The organism is Loigolactobacillus rennini DSM 20253, from assembly GCF_001436505.1.
Classification (GTDB): domain Bacteria; phylum Bacillota; class Bacilli; order Lactobacillales; family Lactobacillaceae; genus Loigolactobacillus; species Loigolactobacillus rennini.
In genome coordinates, this window is sequence record NZ_AYYI01000087.1 from 32,598 (window position 1) to 46,116 (window position 13,519).

Annotated in this window: 12 protein-coding genes; 1 reads left to right on the top strand and 11 read right to left on the bottom strand. The window is 46.3% G+C overall.

Features of this window, described 5'->3' with window-relative positions:
- Positions 1-90: 90 nt before the first annotated feature.
- The 5 genes from FC24_RS09580 to FC24_RS09600 form a co-directional block, all read right to left on the bottom strand.
- Positions 91-1,284, bottom strand: a complete 1,194-nt coding sequence (locus FC24_RS09580) for an MFS transporter (RefSeq protein WP_057874651.1) — start codon at positions 1,282-1,284, stop codon at positions 91-93.
- Between the two features lie 445 nt (positions 1,285-1,729).
- On the bottom strand, positions 1,730-2,131 hold the full coding sequence (rbsD, locus tag FC24_RS09585; RefSeq protein ID WP_057874652.1) for a D-ribose pyranase: 402 nt from the start codon (positions 2,129-2,131) through the stop codon (positions 1,730-1,732).
- An 18-nt stretch (positions 2,132-2,149) separates the two neighbouring features.
- Positions 2,150-3,076: a ribokinase gene (gene rbsK / locus FC24_RS09590; protein WP_057874653.1), complete on the bottom strand. Its 927-nt coding sequence runs from the start codon at positions 3,074-3,076 to the stop codon at positions 2,150-2,152.
- A gap of 30 nt (positions 3,077-3,106) precedes the next feature.
- Positions 3,107-4,129 carry a LacI family DNA-binding transcriptional regulator gene (locus FC24_RS09595; protein ID WP_057874654.1) on the bottom strand — a complete coding sequence of 341 codons (1,023 nt, stop codon included), beginning with the start codon at positions 4,127-4,129 and terminating at the stop codon, positions 3,107-3,109.
- An 80-nt stretch (positions 4,130-4,209) separates the two neighbouring features.
- Positions 4,210-5,124, bottom strand: coding sequence for a GRP family sugar transporter (locus FC24_RS09600; protein WP_057874655.1), 915 nt, complete (start codon positions 5,122-5,124; stop codon positions 4,210-4,212).
- Between the two features lie 464 nt (positions 5,125-5,588).
- Here FC24_RS09600 and FC24_RS09605 point away from each other — a divergent pair, with 464 nt between their 5' ends.
- The gene (locus tag FC24_RS09605) at positions 5,589-6,683 is read left to right on the top strand and encodes a glycerol dehydrogenase (protein ID WP_057874656.1); all 1,095 of its coding nucleotides are present in this window, start codon (positions 5,589-5,591) and stop codon (positions 6,681-6,683) included.
- Between the two features lie 386 nt (positions 6,684-7,069).
- On the opposite strand, the gene FC24_RS11535 is transcribed toward FC24_RS09605, so the two are convergent.
- The 6 genes from FC24_RS11535 to FC24_RS09630 form a co-directional block, all read right to left on the bottom strand.
- Complete coding sequence (locus FC24_RS11535) at positions 7,070-7,231, bottom strand: hypothetical protein (RefSeq protein ID WP_157059120.1); 162 nt, start codon at positions 7,229-7,231, stop codon at positions 7,070-7,072.
- A gap of 243 nt (positions 7,232-7,474) precedes the next feature.
- Positions 7,475-8,131: a YczE/YyaS/YitT family protein gene (locus FC24_RS09610; RefSeq protein WP_057874657.1), complete on the bottom strand. Its 657-nt coding sequence runs from the start codon at positions 8,129-8,131 to the stop codon at positions 7,475-7,477.
- A 158-nt stretch (positions 8,132-8,289) separates the two neighbouring features.
- Entirely contained in the window at positions 8,290-9,117 is an 828-nt protein-coding gene (locus FC24_RS09615; protein ID WP_057874658.1) for an undecaprenyl-diphosphate phosphatase, read from the bottom strand.
- Between the two features lie 117 nt (positions 9,118-9,234).
- Positions 9,235-10,416, bottom strand: coding sequence for a hypothetical protein (locus FC24_RS09620; protein ID WP_057874659.1), 1,182 nt, complete (start codon positions 10,414-10,416; stop codon positions 9,235-9,237).
- A gap of 104 nt (positions 10,417-10,520) precedes the next feature.
- Complete coding sequence (locus tag FC24_RS09625) at positions 10,521-12,887, bottom strand: ATP-dependent DNA helicase (protein WP_191980386.1); 2,367 nt, start codon at positions 12,885-12,887, stop codon at positions 10,521-10,523.
- Positions 12,888-12,954: 67 nt separating this feature from the next.
- Entirely contained in the window at positions 12,955-13,371 is a 417-nt protein-coding gene (locus FC24_RS09630; RefSeq protein WP_057874661.1) for a MerR family transcriptional regulator, read from the bottom strand.
- Positions 13,372-13,519: the final 148 nt, after the last annotated feature.

Consider the following 13,519-nt stretch of genomic DNA (forward strand, 5'->3'; position numbering starts at 1 on the left):
AAGACCCATTCGTCAATAACGAATCAGTCTCCAAAACTTTCAGCAACACGCGTTGACAAAGACCTAATTTCCCCCGTTTTTTGCTGGCCACTATTTTTTCACGATGATTTTACTCCGCGGATTCATTTTAATTTCATAGGTCAATAAAAATGACGCCACTAAAAAGGCGGTGACCACTAAGTAAGGATAATGGTAGTTCATATCTAGCAAGGCGCCGGACATAATCGGCCCAATCACGTTACCCACACTGGTTAAAGACATGTTCAATCCGTTAATCAAGCCTTGGTTGGCAGAACTGGCTTTGGTCAGCAACGTGGTAATCGCCGGGCGCAGCAAGTCAAAGGCGGTGAAAACTAACAAAGTTGCCACCACTACCGCCCATTTGGCATGGGCTAAAATAATCCAAACCGTGCCCACAAAACTAAAGAAGAAACAATAACGAATCAAGCGAGTTTCATTAAAGCGATTGACCAGGCGATCGAACAGCGCCACCTGCATGAACAGCGAAATTAACCCGTTTAACGTCAGCACCAACGCAATGTTGCCTAACGTAAAGTGGAACACTTCGTTGACATAAATGCTGTAGATGCTTTCAAAGCCTTGCAAACCAAAGGAAGAGACTAAAATCATGATGAACAGCAGCACCACCGATTTGGTCAAAAACCCTTTAATGTCGCTAGGGGCTTGCGCTTTTTCTGACGTGGGCACCACGTCGCTAGCCAGCAGCTCCTTTTCCTGCGGCAACAGTAAAATTAGCGCCACCATGCTCAATAGCCCTAATAACGCAGCGCTCCAAAACGGCGCTTTGTAATCGATGTTGGCTAACAGTCCACCGAGCCCGGGGCCTAAAATCAAGCCACCGCTAAACGCCGCCGACAGCCAGCCGATCACCCGGGCCCGCTGCTGGCGGGAGGTGATGTCAGCGGCCATCGCCATCGCCGTGGGCGCCACCATCGCTGCAGACAAACCACCCACTGTCCGGGAAATGTTAAACATGTACAGTTTGTTGGTCAGCGCAAACAAGACTTCTGAAAACATGAATAAAAAAAGCCCGACTGCCAATACTGGCTTGCGGCCGATCCGATCAGACAAGCGCCCCACAATCGGTGACGCCACAAATTGCGCAAAGGCGAACAGCGCACTCATAATCCCCATATCTGTCGCAGTTAAATGCAGCTCATTTTTAATGAACGGCATCACTGGAATCACAAGCCCAATGCCTAAACACACTAAAAACTCACTAAAAATTAAAATAAAAATTGCGCGTCTTTTCTTAGTTGACATGGCAATACGCCCCCCCCTACCCAATTTTTTTCGTATTCTTAATAGTATACTGTTGCTAGCGCTTAAATAGCAAGCAAAAAAGCTGTTTTCTTAGGATGTGCAGACAGATGCGAGAAGGTGTGTAGGGTAGTAGCGCCAAAACGCAGCTAAGCACGTGGCTTAGCTGCGTTTGTTTGTGGAGGTGATAGTATTTTTTGGGGTGGTTAATCAAGTTAGCCACAAGCAAAACAGATAAGCTGAGCTACAAAGAAACACATTTGCTTTGCGAATCATGTCTTTTTTAGGCTGAGACTCAGCAGCTAAGCGCCTTTTTAATCACTCTGTTATAAACGTGGTTGAGCAGACAACTATTTCCGTCTAGCTACAAAAAGCAGACAATCCGCTCCGCGAATCATCTGCTTTTTTAGGCTAGTACTCAATAGTTACCCGTCTGCTCAACCACTCTTTAAAATATTACGCCACTTTCTAGCATGATGTTGCTGAATGGGGTGTTTTCGCCGGTGCGGATGAACGCTTTGTTGTTGGCGTTGCCTAGGCGTTTTTTCATTTCTGCGTGGGGAATGTAAGTGACAGCAATCCCTGGCAGCAAGGCTTTGATCGCTGCTTCTTGCTGGGGGTTATCTGTTTTAATTTCTTCTGCTAAGTAGATGCGTTGCACTTTTAATTCGGTCAACACGTTTTTTAATACGTCGATAAATTTTGGTTGGCCCATGGTGACGCACAAGTCAATTTTCTTGCAATCTGGTGGTACTGGCATCCCAGCATCGCCGATGGCTAAGGTGTCAAAATGGCCCATATCTGCGATGACACTGGCAATTTCTGAATTAAATACGCCTGATTTTTTCATAATTTTTCCTCCTTAAACTTAATCTAAAACGGTGCCGACTTCGGCTTTCATCGGAATGGAATCCATTGCGCCGGCCCGTTGTACGGTTAATGATGACGCCGCATTAGCAAATTGAATTGCGGCAGTTAAGTTGCTTAAATCTGGTTCTAACTGCGCTGCCATAGCACCGATAAAGGTGTCGCCGGCTGCGGTGGTATCCACTGGGTGTTCCACTTTATGTGCTTTGACTACGTCGCTTTGGCCGGCAACATTATAGTAAACGCCTTTTTCACCTAATGTGATGATGGTGTTTTTAACGCCTTTTTTGGCAAAAGCGGCAGCAACTGCATCGTAATCCGCGCGATTTTCTGCTTTATGGCCGGTTAAGCGCCATGCTTCGGTTTCATTTGGCGTGACCACATCAACTAACGGCCAGAGTTCTGCTGGTAAATCAGTGCTAGCTGGCGCTGGATTCAAAATGGTCAAAACCCCAGCTGCTTTGGCAATTTTGAAGGCTTCTACGATTGGTTCAACGTTGGTTTCCAACTGGGCGATCAAAATGTCCGTGTTTTTGATTTGTTCAGTTGCTTCCCGAACAGCCAGCTTGCTGACTTGTTTGTTAGCACCGCCTTCGACCATGATGGTGTTGTGGCCGTCTGGTTCCAAGACGATAAACGCTTCGCCGGTGTTGGCGTTACGCAAAACTTTCACCATGTCGATGTCGATGCCTTCAGCTTTGCATTTATCCCGCAACATTTCGCCGGCTGCATCTGCACCCGTTGCGCCGATAAAATGCACCTGCGCGCCTAAACGTTGCGCTGCAACAGCTTGGTTAGCGCCTTTACCGCCAGCAGCTTGGGAGCTGGCTTTGGACAGCGCGATGGTTTCGCCTTGAACTGGCATGTGTTCTAACGGAATGTGAATGTCTAAGTTTAAACTACCTAATACTGTAATGTGTTTTGCCATGATTATTCCTCCTGCAAGTTAAAATCTGATTTAGTCGTCACTGGTTGAATCGCGCCGGACTAAAGTAACCGGCTTGACAATCACCTGCCGTGGCCGGACCGGGTCAGCTAAGCGCGCTTGCAATAGCGCCGCTGCTTCACGGCCAATCGTCACCACTGGCTGGTGAATGGTGGTTAAATTTAAATAATCTGCGTAGTCTGTGTCGTCGTAGCCCATTAATTTAACGTTTTCGGGGATTTGTTTGCGCGCTTGGCGCACCGCTTTAATGATACCCAGCGCCACTTCGTCAGCTACCGCCCAAATGGTCAAGTGCGGCGCTGTAGCAAAATCCTGCATGATCTGGCGGCCAGTCAGCGCGCCAGCTGATTTTTCAAGCGCGCTAGTTTGGTAAATAGCCGCGATTTCAACTTGGCGCCGTGCTAATTCTGCTTTCACCGCAGCAATCCGCAAATGAATGTTAGCAGACTGTTGCCGCGGTACCACTAAAATTATTGGCCCTTGTTTCACTGCCGCTAAATGGGCCGCCACCAGCTGACCACCTTGGCGCTCATTGACGATGATTTGATCGCCTGCTTGGTCCCCTTCGTTTTGGTCTAGCAAAACGTAAGGAATCCGCAGCCGCCGCAATTTTTTCAGCAGTGGGTCCTGGCCATCCAGCTGGGAAGCGATGATGAACCCATCCACTGACCGGTGGATCAGCTGCTTCATGTATTGTTGCGCCTTAACATTGTCGCCGTCCGTGCTGACCAAAAAAGTGTCCGCCGCTTGATCATAAAGGTAATCCTGAATGCCGCGGAACAAATTTGCAAAAAATGGATTTTGAATTTGCGGCACTAACACGCCAATGGTCCGCCGCCGCACCGTTAAGCGGGTATTGCGCGCGGAAAAATTGGCCACATACCCTAGGTCAGCTACCGCCTGCCGCACCTGCTTGTGGGTGGCTGCTGGAAAGCGAGCGCCTTTGTGGTTTAAAATTTGTGACACCGTGGTCACCGACACGCCGGCTTTAGCGGCGACGTCTTTAATCGTGGTTTTTTTATTAAGTTGACTCATCTTCACCTGTCATCCAATCATTGTCTGGTTACCTTAAGCTTAAGCGATTTAACAGCCAGACACAATGCTTGGTTTACGGTTTAAACTTGTGAAATCAAATAACCACCAAAAATCACGAGAATCACGCCGACAACCATGCCCCATTTCTCGCGGTGAGTTTTGCTTTCGTGCATCAACCAAACGCCACCAACGGCCGCAACCGCGGAACTCATTTGGGAAAGGGTGTACGCCGTCGCCAAGCCTAAGGCCGACATGGACGCAATCAACATGCACAAATTACCTAACGCCCAAGCTAACCCGGTTAAAATGTTTTTCAGCGTATATTTATCTTTGTAACCGCCAGTTTCTTTAGCGACAAAACGGACGCACAACAAACCAGCGATGACCATGCCGATCGCTTCAGGTAATACAACGCCCCAGCTCATCTGTGTTTGCAAGGTATCTGCATTGACGTGGCCAAGTTGCGCATGCTGGTAAAACTTAGGAATGGTGGAGTAAATCCCAAAACCAATGGTGGACAAAATCAGTGCCCGCCAACCTGCTGCCGTGCTGCCACTTTTTTCAGGACCACGAACTTTCGCATCCCGGAAGGACACTAACAACCCGCCAGCGCCAACTAAAACAACTGCAACAACGCCAAAAATCACTTTTTGGCCAGTATCCCATTCATGGAAAAATAAAGCCGCAACCGCCGCATTGACGATTAATTGCATCGCACAGGACATCGGGTAGGCTTTTGAAACCCCCATATCCCGTAATGCAGTAAATTGTTGGAAGTTCCCCCAAGTCCAGCAAGCACCGGCAGCGATGCCGACCCACCAAACTGCCATGGGAATTTTAATCGGGTTGACCAGCGCCAACACCACGGAAAAAATCACGGCACCATAAGTGATTCCTAGCGTTTGTTTAGCCGGTGTCCCACCTAATTTACCGGAAATGATGCCTTGGTTACCCCACATAAAAGCAGGTACCAATGCCACTAATATCATTAACATTAACTGCAACCTCCTGAAGTCATCTAGCTGATTTAAATCCTAAGTAAAACGTTTTATCAACTAAGTTTTCCCTGTAACCGTTAACCTGGAACCGCTAGAAAAACAGCGATTAACTAGTGCCAAATGTCGGGTAAGGTGCGGCTACAACAAAAATGAATTACCGCTCAGTACCCTAAATGATGAGCTTGATTAAAGGCGTGGGCTATTGGTTAGGTAAAACGTTTTACTAAACATTTCTAGAAAATAGTATAGCACATGCTGGCAATCGCTTACAAGCTGTTTTTGGAGAAAAATAACCGCATCCTGCTTTTTTTATAATGAAAGAACTGATGTAACCACTACCTGCAAAAGTATTATGATAACTTTTTTACCGCACCAATTTTCTTGCTAAAATTAGCCATATTGGACTACACTGAAATTGGAAAGCGCTTTTATAGTTGTTAATGACTTTAGGAGGTCTTATCATGATTCGAGAATTTGCTAGTCCCGCTCATTACGTTCAAGGAAAAAATGTTTTTCAACACCCACAAGACTTTTTAGCACCGCTAGGATCCCGGCCTTTGCTGCTTTGCGATAATGTTGTCTGGAAAATTGTGGGACAGCAACTCAGTCAAACATTGACTAAAAATCACTTAATACCAGTGCGAGCTGTTTTTGGTGGCGAAGCATCAGAAAAAGCAATTAATGCGGCCAGTCAGACAGCCACAACACAACAATGTGATTTTATCATCGGTTTAGGCGGTGGCAAAACGCTGGACACTGCGAAAAATATCGCCGATAAACTTAGCTTGCCAGTTGCGATTTTACCCACAGTGGCGTCTACAGATGCACCTTGTTCTGCTTTATCCGTTTTGTACACACCAGATCACCAATTTCTTAAATACGCCTTCTATCAGAAAAATCCTGACTTAGTTTTAATTGATACCCAAGTAGTTAGCCAAGCACCGGTCAGAATGCTGATTTCAGGAATTGGCGATGCCATGGCAACTAACATTGAAGCGCAAGATGTTGCACGCGGTTATAACCATTCCATGCTAGGAAACGCGCCCACCACTGCTTCTTTAGCCATTGCCCAAACTTGTGCCGATAATTTATTTAAGTACGCACACGCTGCCGTTGCTGCCGCACGCAAACACGTGGTGACGCCTGCCTTAGAAACCGTGGTTGAATCCAACACCTTACTCAGCGGTTTAGGCTTTGAAAGCTCTGGCTTAGCAGCAGCACACGCAATTTATGATGGTTTTACTGCTTTAAGCGGCGCTAGTGAAACTATGATGCACGGTGAAAAAGTCGCTTACGGTTATTTATGTGAATTGATGCTGGATAACGCACCAACGGAAAAATTAAATCGGTTCATTCAATTCAATCGCTCACTAGGCTTACCAACTACCCTCGCTGATTTACAGCTAAAAGACGTGACGTATGAGCAACTGCTAAAAGTTGGTAAACAAGCTATAATTCCAAGTGAAACCATGACTCAAATGCCATTTAATGTTACTGCGGCTGATGTTGCTGACGCGCTGATGGCAGTCGATGCGTACGCCAGCCAATTAAAGTAGCGGTCAGTGTTTATGACTTTATAGTTTATGGAGGTGTTAGGTTTTTAATCTTATGTTTAAAACCAACATCTTTTACTTTTTTAAGTGCTCATATATATATGCCGTTTGAGCAACCCGTTTTGTGCCACTTTTTTTTATAAAAAAATCAACGTCATTGGCTAAACGTTGATTTCATCGGCTTAATGGCCTTAAATTTTTTACTTTAAAATTGGTGCTAATTGAGAATGTCGGGTAGCCCACTTTGACCATTACTGACCAATTAAATAAAGCAATTTTTTGCTTGAAAGCGTTGTTATAGAAGTGTTTTTAAAACCTTTTTATCGTTAGCAGCTACCCCGGGTAGCCGGACTCCGGATACCCAGACCCCCCGGATACCCGGACTCCGGCTATCCGGTTACGCCACTGACGCTTGCACCAGTCGTAAAAATACTGGTGGGGAAAAATAAACGTGCTTTAACAAGCAGCTGTTTCCGCTTGCCATGTTTCAACTTGGCAGTTTTCGCCTTAGTTGAATGGTCAACGCCTGGAACATCAGAGATTTTCGGCACGAAAATCTACCTTAATTGTGGAAGAGTAGCTACAGACAGGCAACCATTTGCTGCGCAAATAATTACCTGTCTTAGGCTAATGCTCAACAGCTAAGCGCTTGTATTTGATTCTTTACCGTCGCTGCTGTAAACGTGCTTTAACAGGCAATTGTTTCCGCTTAGCTACAAATCAGGGCCATTTGCTTTGCAAATAACCCTGATTTTAGACTAATGCTCAACAATTCCCGCCTGTTAAAGCACTCTCTATACATCTACATGATGCTTCAATTTTGGGAAGACGTGGGTATCTGACCATTTCATTAGGGCGCCTTGGGCCACTAACGCCAAAATGGTGCCGTAGCCGATTGCTTCTAATTTGCCAGTCATCAAAAACGCCACCAGCGTGATGGCCAATGGGGGCAGGTAGCTGACCCACTGGCCTAAGATCGCTGAGCCATGTAAATATTTAAACCGCAAAATGTAAGAAAGATCGTCATTAGGGTGCATCAAAATATTGGCGCGCTGGTAAATCGAAACAGCAGCGGACACCGTTAAAATGCCCAATGTGTCCAGCACTAAGCGCCAAAACAAGTTCATTTCCGCAACGCCTAACCAAGTCCAGACAAACGTGAAAAACGACACCAGGTAGCTAAACGGCAAGGTGTACAGCAGGTTGGAGACAAAACGCCGACGGTCAAAATGGCCTAGTAACAGCTGGTTAGCTAAAGTGACCACAATCCCGTATAAAAACAACGTGGTTCCCAGCGGAATGTGCAGCCAATCCGCTAAATTCACCGATGAGCCGGTCCAGACGGCACTGCCTAAATGCGTGGCGATGGTAATCCCATTACCTGCCGCATTCATGAAAATTGAAATCACTAAAAAATCCATCCGTTGCCGAAAATCACGCATTTTGGCCATGTTGTCCCCTCCTTTTACCGCAAATTGCAATCCCTTTTAGTTTAGCACACATCAGTCAGCAGCTGAACAAACAACAGTTAAGCGCCGCTTCAAGCGCGCTTAACTTTGACTAATGCATTAAAAAAGGCCGCGGCAACACCGCAGCCCCATGGCTAATTTTATGCAAACAGGACAAAGTAGCCGATTACCAGTGCCCCTAAAATAATTCGGTACCAACCAAAGGCTTTAAAGTCATTTTTCTTAATGTAATTCAACAAGAAACGAATCGATAAGTACGCGACGATAAACGAAACCACCACGCCGATGAATAACACCCAGCCTTGTTCAGCGTTAAAGGCGTTACCGTGGGCATAGAATTTCACAATTTTTAATAGTGACGCCCCTAGCATAGTGGGAATCGCCATGAAAAAGGAAAATTCTGTCGCCACATAACGCGAAGCGCCGATAATGATGGCCCCTAAAATCGTTGCGCCAGAACGAGATGTCCCAGGCACTAACGATAATAGTTGGAAAAGCCCAATAAACAGCGCCGTTTGGTAAGGTAAGGTGTTCAAATCGCTAAATTTTGGTGTCAGCCCGCGATTGTGATTTTCGATGACGATGAACAAAATCCCGTAAATAATTAACGTTGCGGAAACCACCGCCCAATTCATTAAATGGGCATCCATCCAATCATTTAACGGCAGCCCCACAATCACAGACGGCACGATGGCCAGCAAGACTTTCCACCATAGCGTCCAAGTATGGCTACGTTCCCGATGGGATTTTCGTGGTGAAAAAGGATTCAGTTTGTGAAAATACAGCACCACCACTGCCAAAATCGCGCCTAACTGAATCACCACGTTAAACATATCTGTAAACGCTTTGGTTTCATTCAGCTTGATAAATTCATTCACTAGCACAATGTGGCCGGTGGAACTGATCGGCAGAAATTCGGTGATGCCTTCAACAATCCCAAGAATCACCGCTTTAATCATATTTAACAACCGCAATACCTCATTTCAAAAAATGTCGCGCTGTTTGGTGCAAGCGCCGCTACGTTGGCAAACCAGGTGCAACCCAGTTCGCCAGCACAATGCAATAAAACATTATACCACAGCGACTTACAGCGCACCATTTTCTTTTAGCTGCCGTTCAGTTAAGTAGGCATCCAAATAGTCAAAGGCCAATTCACCGACGTCCGCCACGCTGAAGCTAACTGGTTCTTGGGCACTCAGATCTTCCGCTGCTTCTGGAATGGTCAAATCCTGTAAAGTGACCAAGTTGCCGTCAAATTGTAGCGGAATCCCGATAAACGTGTCCGTTGACTGGCGTAAACGCACCCGCAGCACCCGTGCCAACACCCGTGCTTGCTGAATCAACGCTGCAAACAAATCAGTGCTGCCATCGAACAAACGTTCATCATTTAAAACTGGCTGCTTGGTAAAGTGACGTTCCCGGTTTACTGCGGCAAAATAAGCCATCATTTGCAAATAATCCGCTTGGGTGAATAACGTTTGAATTTCCGCTAAGCGTAACAAAATGTAGCCGCCAAACTGCCCGTTCATGTCCAACAAATTAAACACCACACTGGTTTTGTTCAATGTGTTAACCTTACCGACATAAAAGCTATCTTGATCATTTAACGTGTAAAACATCACTAGCTGCTGTTTTTGCTGTGCCAGTTGCAATTGCCGGGTAATCGCATCCGGTACAGTGTACGCAATTTCTGTACAGTGCTGTCGGGAAGGCACCTCCCGGACAAATTTACCGGCTAGCGACAATTCTTTACCTTGCAACTCCACGATCTGCAACGCACTAAACGGCAATGTGACCACCCGTTGCTGGCTGAAATCAAATTTGTCAAACACTTTAAAAGTGAACTGCTCTTGCTCAATTTTTTGGACCACACCTTCTAAAAAGCCGGCGGCAGTGGTGACATTGAGCAAAATAAAATATTGCTGGCGCAAGGCTTGACGTAATAGTTGGGGCAATAACAGCTGTTGTGGTGAAAAAAATAAGGGTTGCGGCGTTAATTTGATAAACTGCTCTAACTGCGCGTTTTTAATCCGAAACGCCATGTTGGTTAAATCCTGCCCAGATAGCGTCACCGCACTGATGACTGGTAATGTTACCAGCACCGCACCGTCCCGGAGGCCGCCATCATCATAAGTGTCTAACACCACTGCCGTTTGGTCCAACGCAACCACGTACCCAGTATAGATAATTTCTTGACTTGCCTGATACAGGTTGACCAAAGCGTGCTGTTTTCGTGCTTGTTGTAATTGTTGAAATACGGTTGTCATCACGGCCACCTCCTGTGGTTCATCTTGGCAAATGTCAGGCTAAAAAACAAGCCATTGGCGTCACATTTTTATAAAATCTATGCTTTCAGCTTGTTCAGCGGCGCTTAAGCGTCATGAGCGCGCCAAAAGTGTTGAATTTGCTGCGTTAATTGCTGTACTGAAGCACTACGCTGAAAATGTTGCCAGTGCGCCGGAAATAATTTAGTGTAGCGAGAACTAGCAAAACGCTGATCTAACAGTAAAATGACACCAACATCCTGACTACCACGAATCAAGCGCCCTGCGGCTTGCAGCACATGATTCATCCCGGGTAATTGGTAAGCATACTGGAAACCAGTTCCCTGCTGGCCATCAAAATAATCCCGGACTAAATTGCGCGCCGTTGACAATCCGGGTAACCCGACACCGACGATTGCCACACCAATTAAACGTTCCCCTTTTAAATCGATGCCTTCCGCGAAAATCCCGCCTAGTACGCAAAAACCGACTAGTGTGTGCGCTGTCTGCGGCTTAAAACGGGCTAAAAAGGCTTGCCGCTGTTCTTCAGTCATCTGACTCGCCTGACTCACCGTTTCAATGTCTGGATAAGCTTGTTGAAAAGCGGCGGCAACCGTTTCTAAATACTGATAAGACGGCAAAAACACCAGATAATTACCCGGCTTCCCCTGCACCAAAGCACCTAAGCTGGCCACAATTTTAGTCAAATTCCGTTGCCGCTGGCGGTAAGTGGTTTGAATGTAAGTCGTCACTAACAACGCTTGATGTTGCTGGGAAAACGGCGTCGCCAATTGAAACGGCAGGCTATCAGGACTGCTGCCCAGCACTTGCTGATAATAAGTTAACGGCGATAACGTGGCAGAAAACAACACCGCCCCGCTGCCTAACGCGAGTGCGCGGTCTAAAAAAGCGCTGGGATCTAAACAAAGTTGCGACACCTGGGTTTGGTGCGTTTTAGCTTGGTAACGCACTAAGGTTTGATAAGTGGCATCGTACAATTCAGAAATTTTCAAATAGCTTAAACTACTAAAATAAGCATCCAGTACTAACTCTGTTTGCGGGTCATCCGGATTTTCGCCTAGCCAATCGTGGACTTTCAATACCCAATCCGCCAGCGCTTGATTCAAAGTTGTCAACGGCGCTTGGTTGGTCAACTCGGCTACTTGCTGTTCCCGCAATGGCTTGCTCATTTTAGTCAGCGCACGCTTGACTTTGTTCAGCGGTGTTTTAAGCGCGCTGATAGTGGCGCTTGACTCACCTTTTAACGCTTGACTCAATGGTTGAAACGTTTGCGTGCCAATTTCTGCGGAATACATTGCTCGCGAGCGGCTGACTAAATTATGCGCCTCATCAACTAAAAAGAAATTATCTGGATCAGCCTGACTAAAAAAACGTTGCAGATAAACTTGCGGATCGAACAAATAATTATAATCGCAAATGATCACATCCGCGAATAAACTAGCATCCAACGAAAATTCAAACGGATCCACCTGGTGCCGTCGTGCATAGCGCTCAATCACCGGACGTGTCAGTTGGTATTCATGACTGAGCATATCCTTTAGCGCCGGCTTAATCCGATCATAGTAACCGATCATGTAAGGATTTTGCTCCGGTGGCACATCCACTTCTTCTGCAAACATCAGCTTATCTTTGGCAGTCAGCGTGATACTTTTTAAACGTAATCCTTGCTGGCTGAGTAAAGCGACCGCTTGTTCCGCAACTTGGCGGGTACTTTGCTTGGCAGTTAAATAAAACACCCGCTGAATCTGATCTTCACCCAGCGCTTTAATCGCTGGAAATAACGTGGAAATCGTTTTGCCGGTTCCGGTCGGCGCTTCAACAAATAGCCGTTTATGCAGTAAAATCGTTTTGTACACCGCCACTGCCAGTTCCCGCTGGCCTTGCCGGTAAGCCGGAAACGGAAAATCAGTCTGTTTGACGGTACGGTTGCGCTCCGCACGCCATTGATCCCGTAATACCAGCCATTCTTCGTATTGCTGAATCAAATCAGTAAAAAAGGCGGTGAGTTGTTCGCGGGTAAATGACTTTTGCGTGGGTGTTTCAACTTTAGTGGTGCGCTGAAAATAAGTTAGCTTTAACGTCACCTGCGCTAAATCCTGTTGTTGCGCTAAAATGTAGCCGTAAACTTGCACTTGGCCCCAGTACAACTGCAAGGTATTTGCGCTTAACTGGTCAAATGGCACATCCGACGTTTTAATTTCTTCAATTAAATAGCCGGTTGTTGTTTGCTCGATGCCATCGGCCCGGCCGTCAATCACGTAGTCATGGCCGTTCATGGTTACTGGCTGTTTTAAATAGACTTCTTTTTGGTACGCGTCATCCCGCTGCTTTTGCAGCCGGCGATGAATTCGTGCACCATCTAAAGCAGTGTTCTGACTACCTTGACGCTGGTTTAAATCACCTGAACGCAGCACAAATTCAACTAACTGCCGGATGCCAATTCGCTGGGCCAAGCCGGTCATCCCCTTTTATCTCGATCAGTCCATTATACCAAAAAAGCACTGGGGAAACAGGCGCCAGTTAGTCTTGACGCAACTTAAATTCTGCGCGACCCTGTTGCATCACGCCATAAAGGTGCTGATCAGCCAAATGACCAAAATCCAACGCTGGCTGCCCAGCAATTTCAGTCACACCTTGAAAACGTTGCCCGACAAAATCGTGCAGCATTTTTTGTTGCTGGGCAAATTTTGTGACTTTATCCGCAGCTGCTGCCAAAGTATAGCCTTCGTCTAAGAAGTGCTTGATCCCCACAATCCGGACAACTGCTTTAGCATTATACTGCCGCGTTTGGCCATCTTTTTGCGCTAACGAACGGATATAGCCACGTTTTTCCCAATACCGCAACTGGCGCGGAGACACATTTAGCATCTGACTAATTTGGCTAATACCAAAAATTAATTGATCAATATCGATTCCTGATTGTTCTTTAAAACTCATGACGAACCCCTCCATCTAGCAACTGAAACCAACGCTGCTTTCAGTAAAAAGTGACGTCGTTTCACTAAACGCAACCCCTTACTAGGCATAAATCCCTGCAGCTCCCCTGTTGGTGTCAGTTTAACTACCCGTTATTATTACACAATTC

Excerpts from the sequence above, each read along its gene's own strand:
- FC24_RS09580 (WP_057874651.1), bottom strand. The coding sequence starts at position 1,284 with ATGTCAACTAAGAAAAGACGCGCAATTTTTATTTTAATTTTTAGTGAG.
- rbsD (WP_057874652.1), bottom strand. The coding sequence starts at position 2,131 with ATGAAAAAATCAGGCGTATTTAATTCAGAAATTGCCAGTGTCATCGCA.
- rbsK (WP_057874653.1), bottom strand. The coding sequence starts at position 3,076 with ATGGCAAAACACATTACAGTATTAGGTAGTTTAAACTTAGACATTCAC.
- FC24_RS09595 (WP_057874654.1), bottom strand. The coding sequence starts at position 4,129 with ATGAGTCAACTTAATAAAAAAACCACGATTAAAGACGTCGCCGCTAAA.
- FC24_RS09600 (WP_057874655.1), bottom strand. The coding sequence starts at position 5,124 with ATGTTAATGATATTAGTGGCATTGGTACCTGCTTTTATGTGGGGTAAC.
- FC24_RS09605 (WP_057874656.1), top strand. The coding sequence starts at position 5,589 with ATGATTCGAGAATTTGCTAGTCCCGCTCATTACGTTCAAGGAAAAAAT.
- FC24_RS09610 (WP_057874657.1), bottom strand. The coding sequence starts at position 8,131 with ATGGCCAAAATGCGTGATTTTCGGCAACGGATGGATTTTTTAGTGATT.
- FC24_RS09620 (WP_057874659.1), bottom strand. The coding sequence starts at position 10,416 with ATGACAACCGTATTTCAACAATTACAACAAGCACGAAAACAGCACGCT.
- FC24_RS09630 (WP_057874661.1), bottom strand. The coding sequence starts at position 13,371 with ATGAGTTTTAAAGAACAATCAGGAATCGATATTGATCAATTAATTTTT.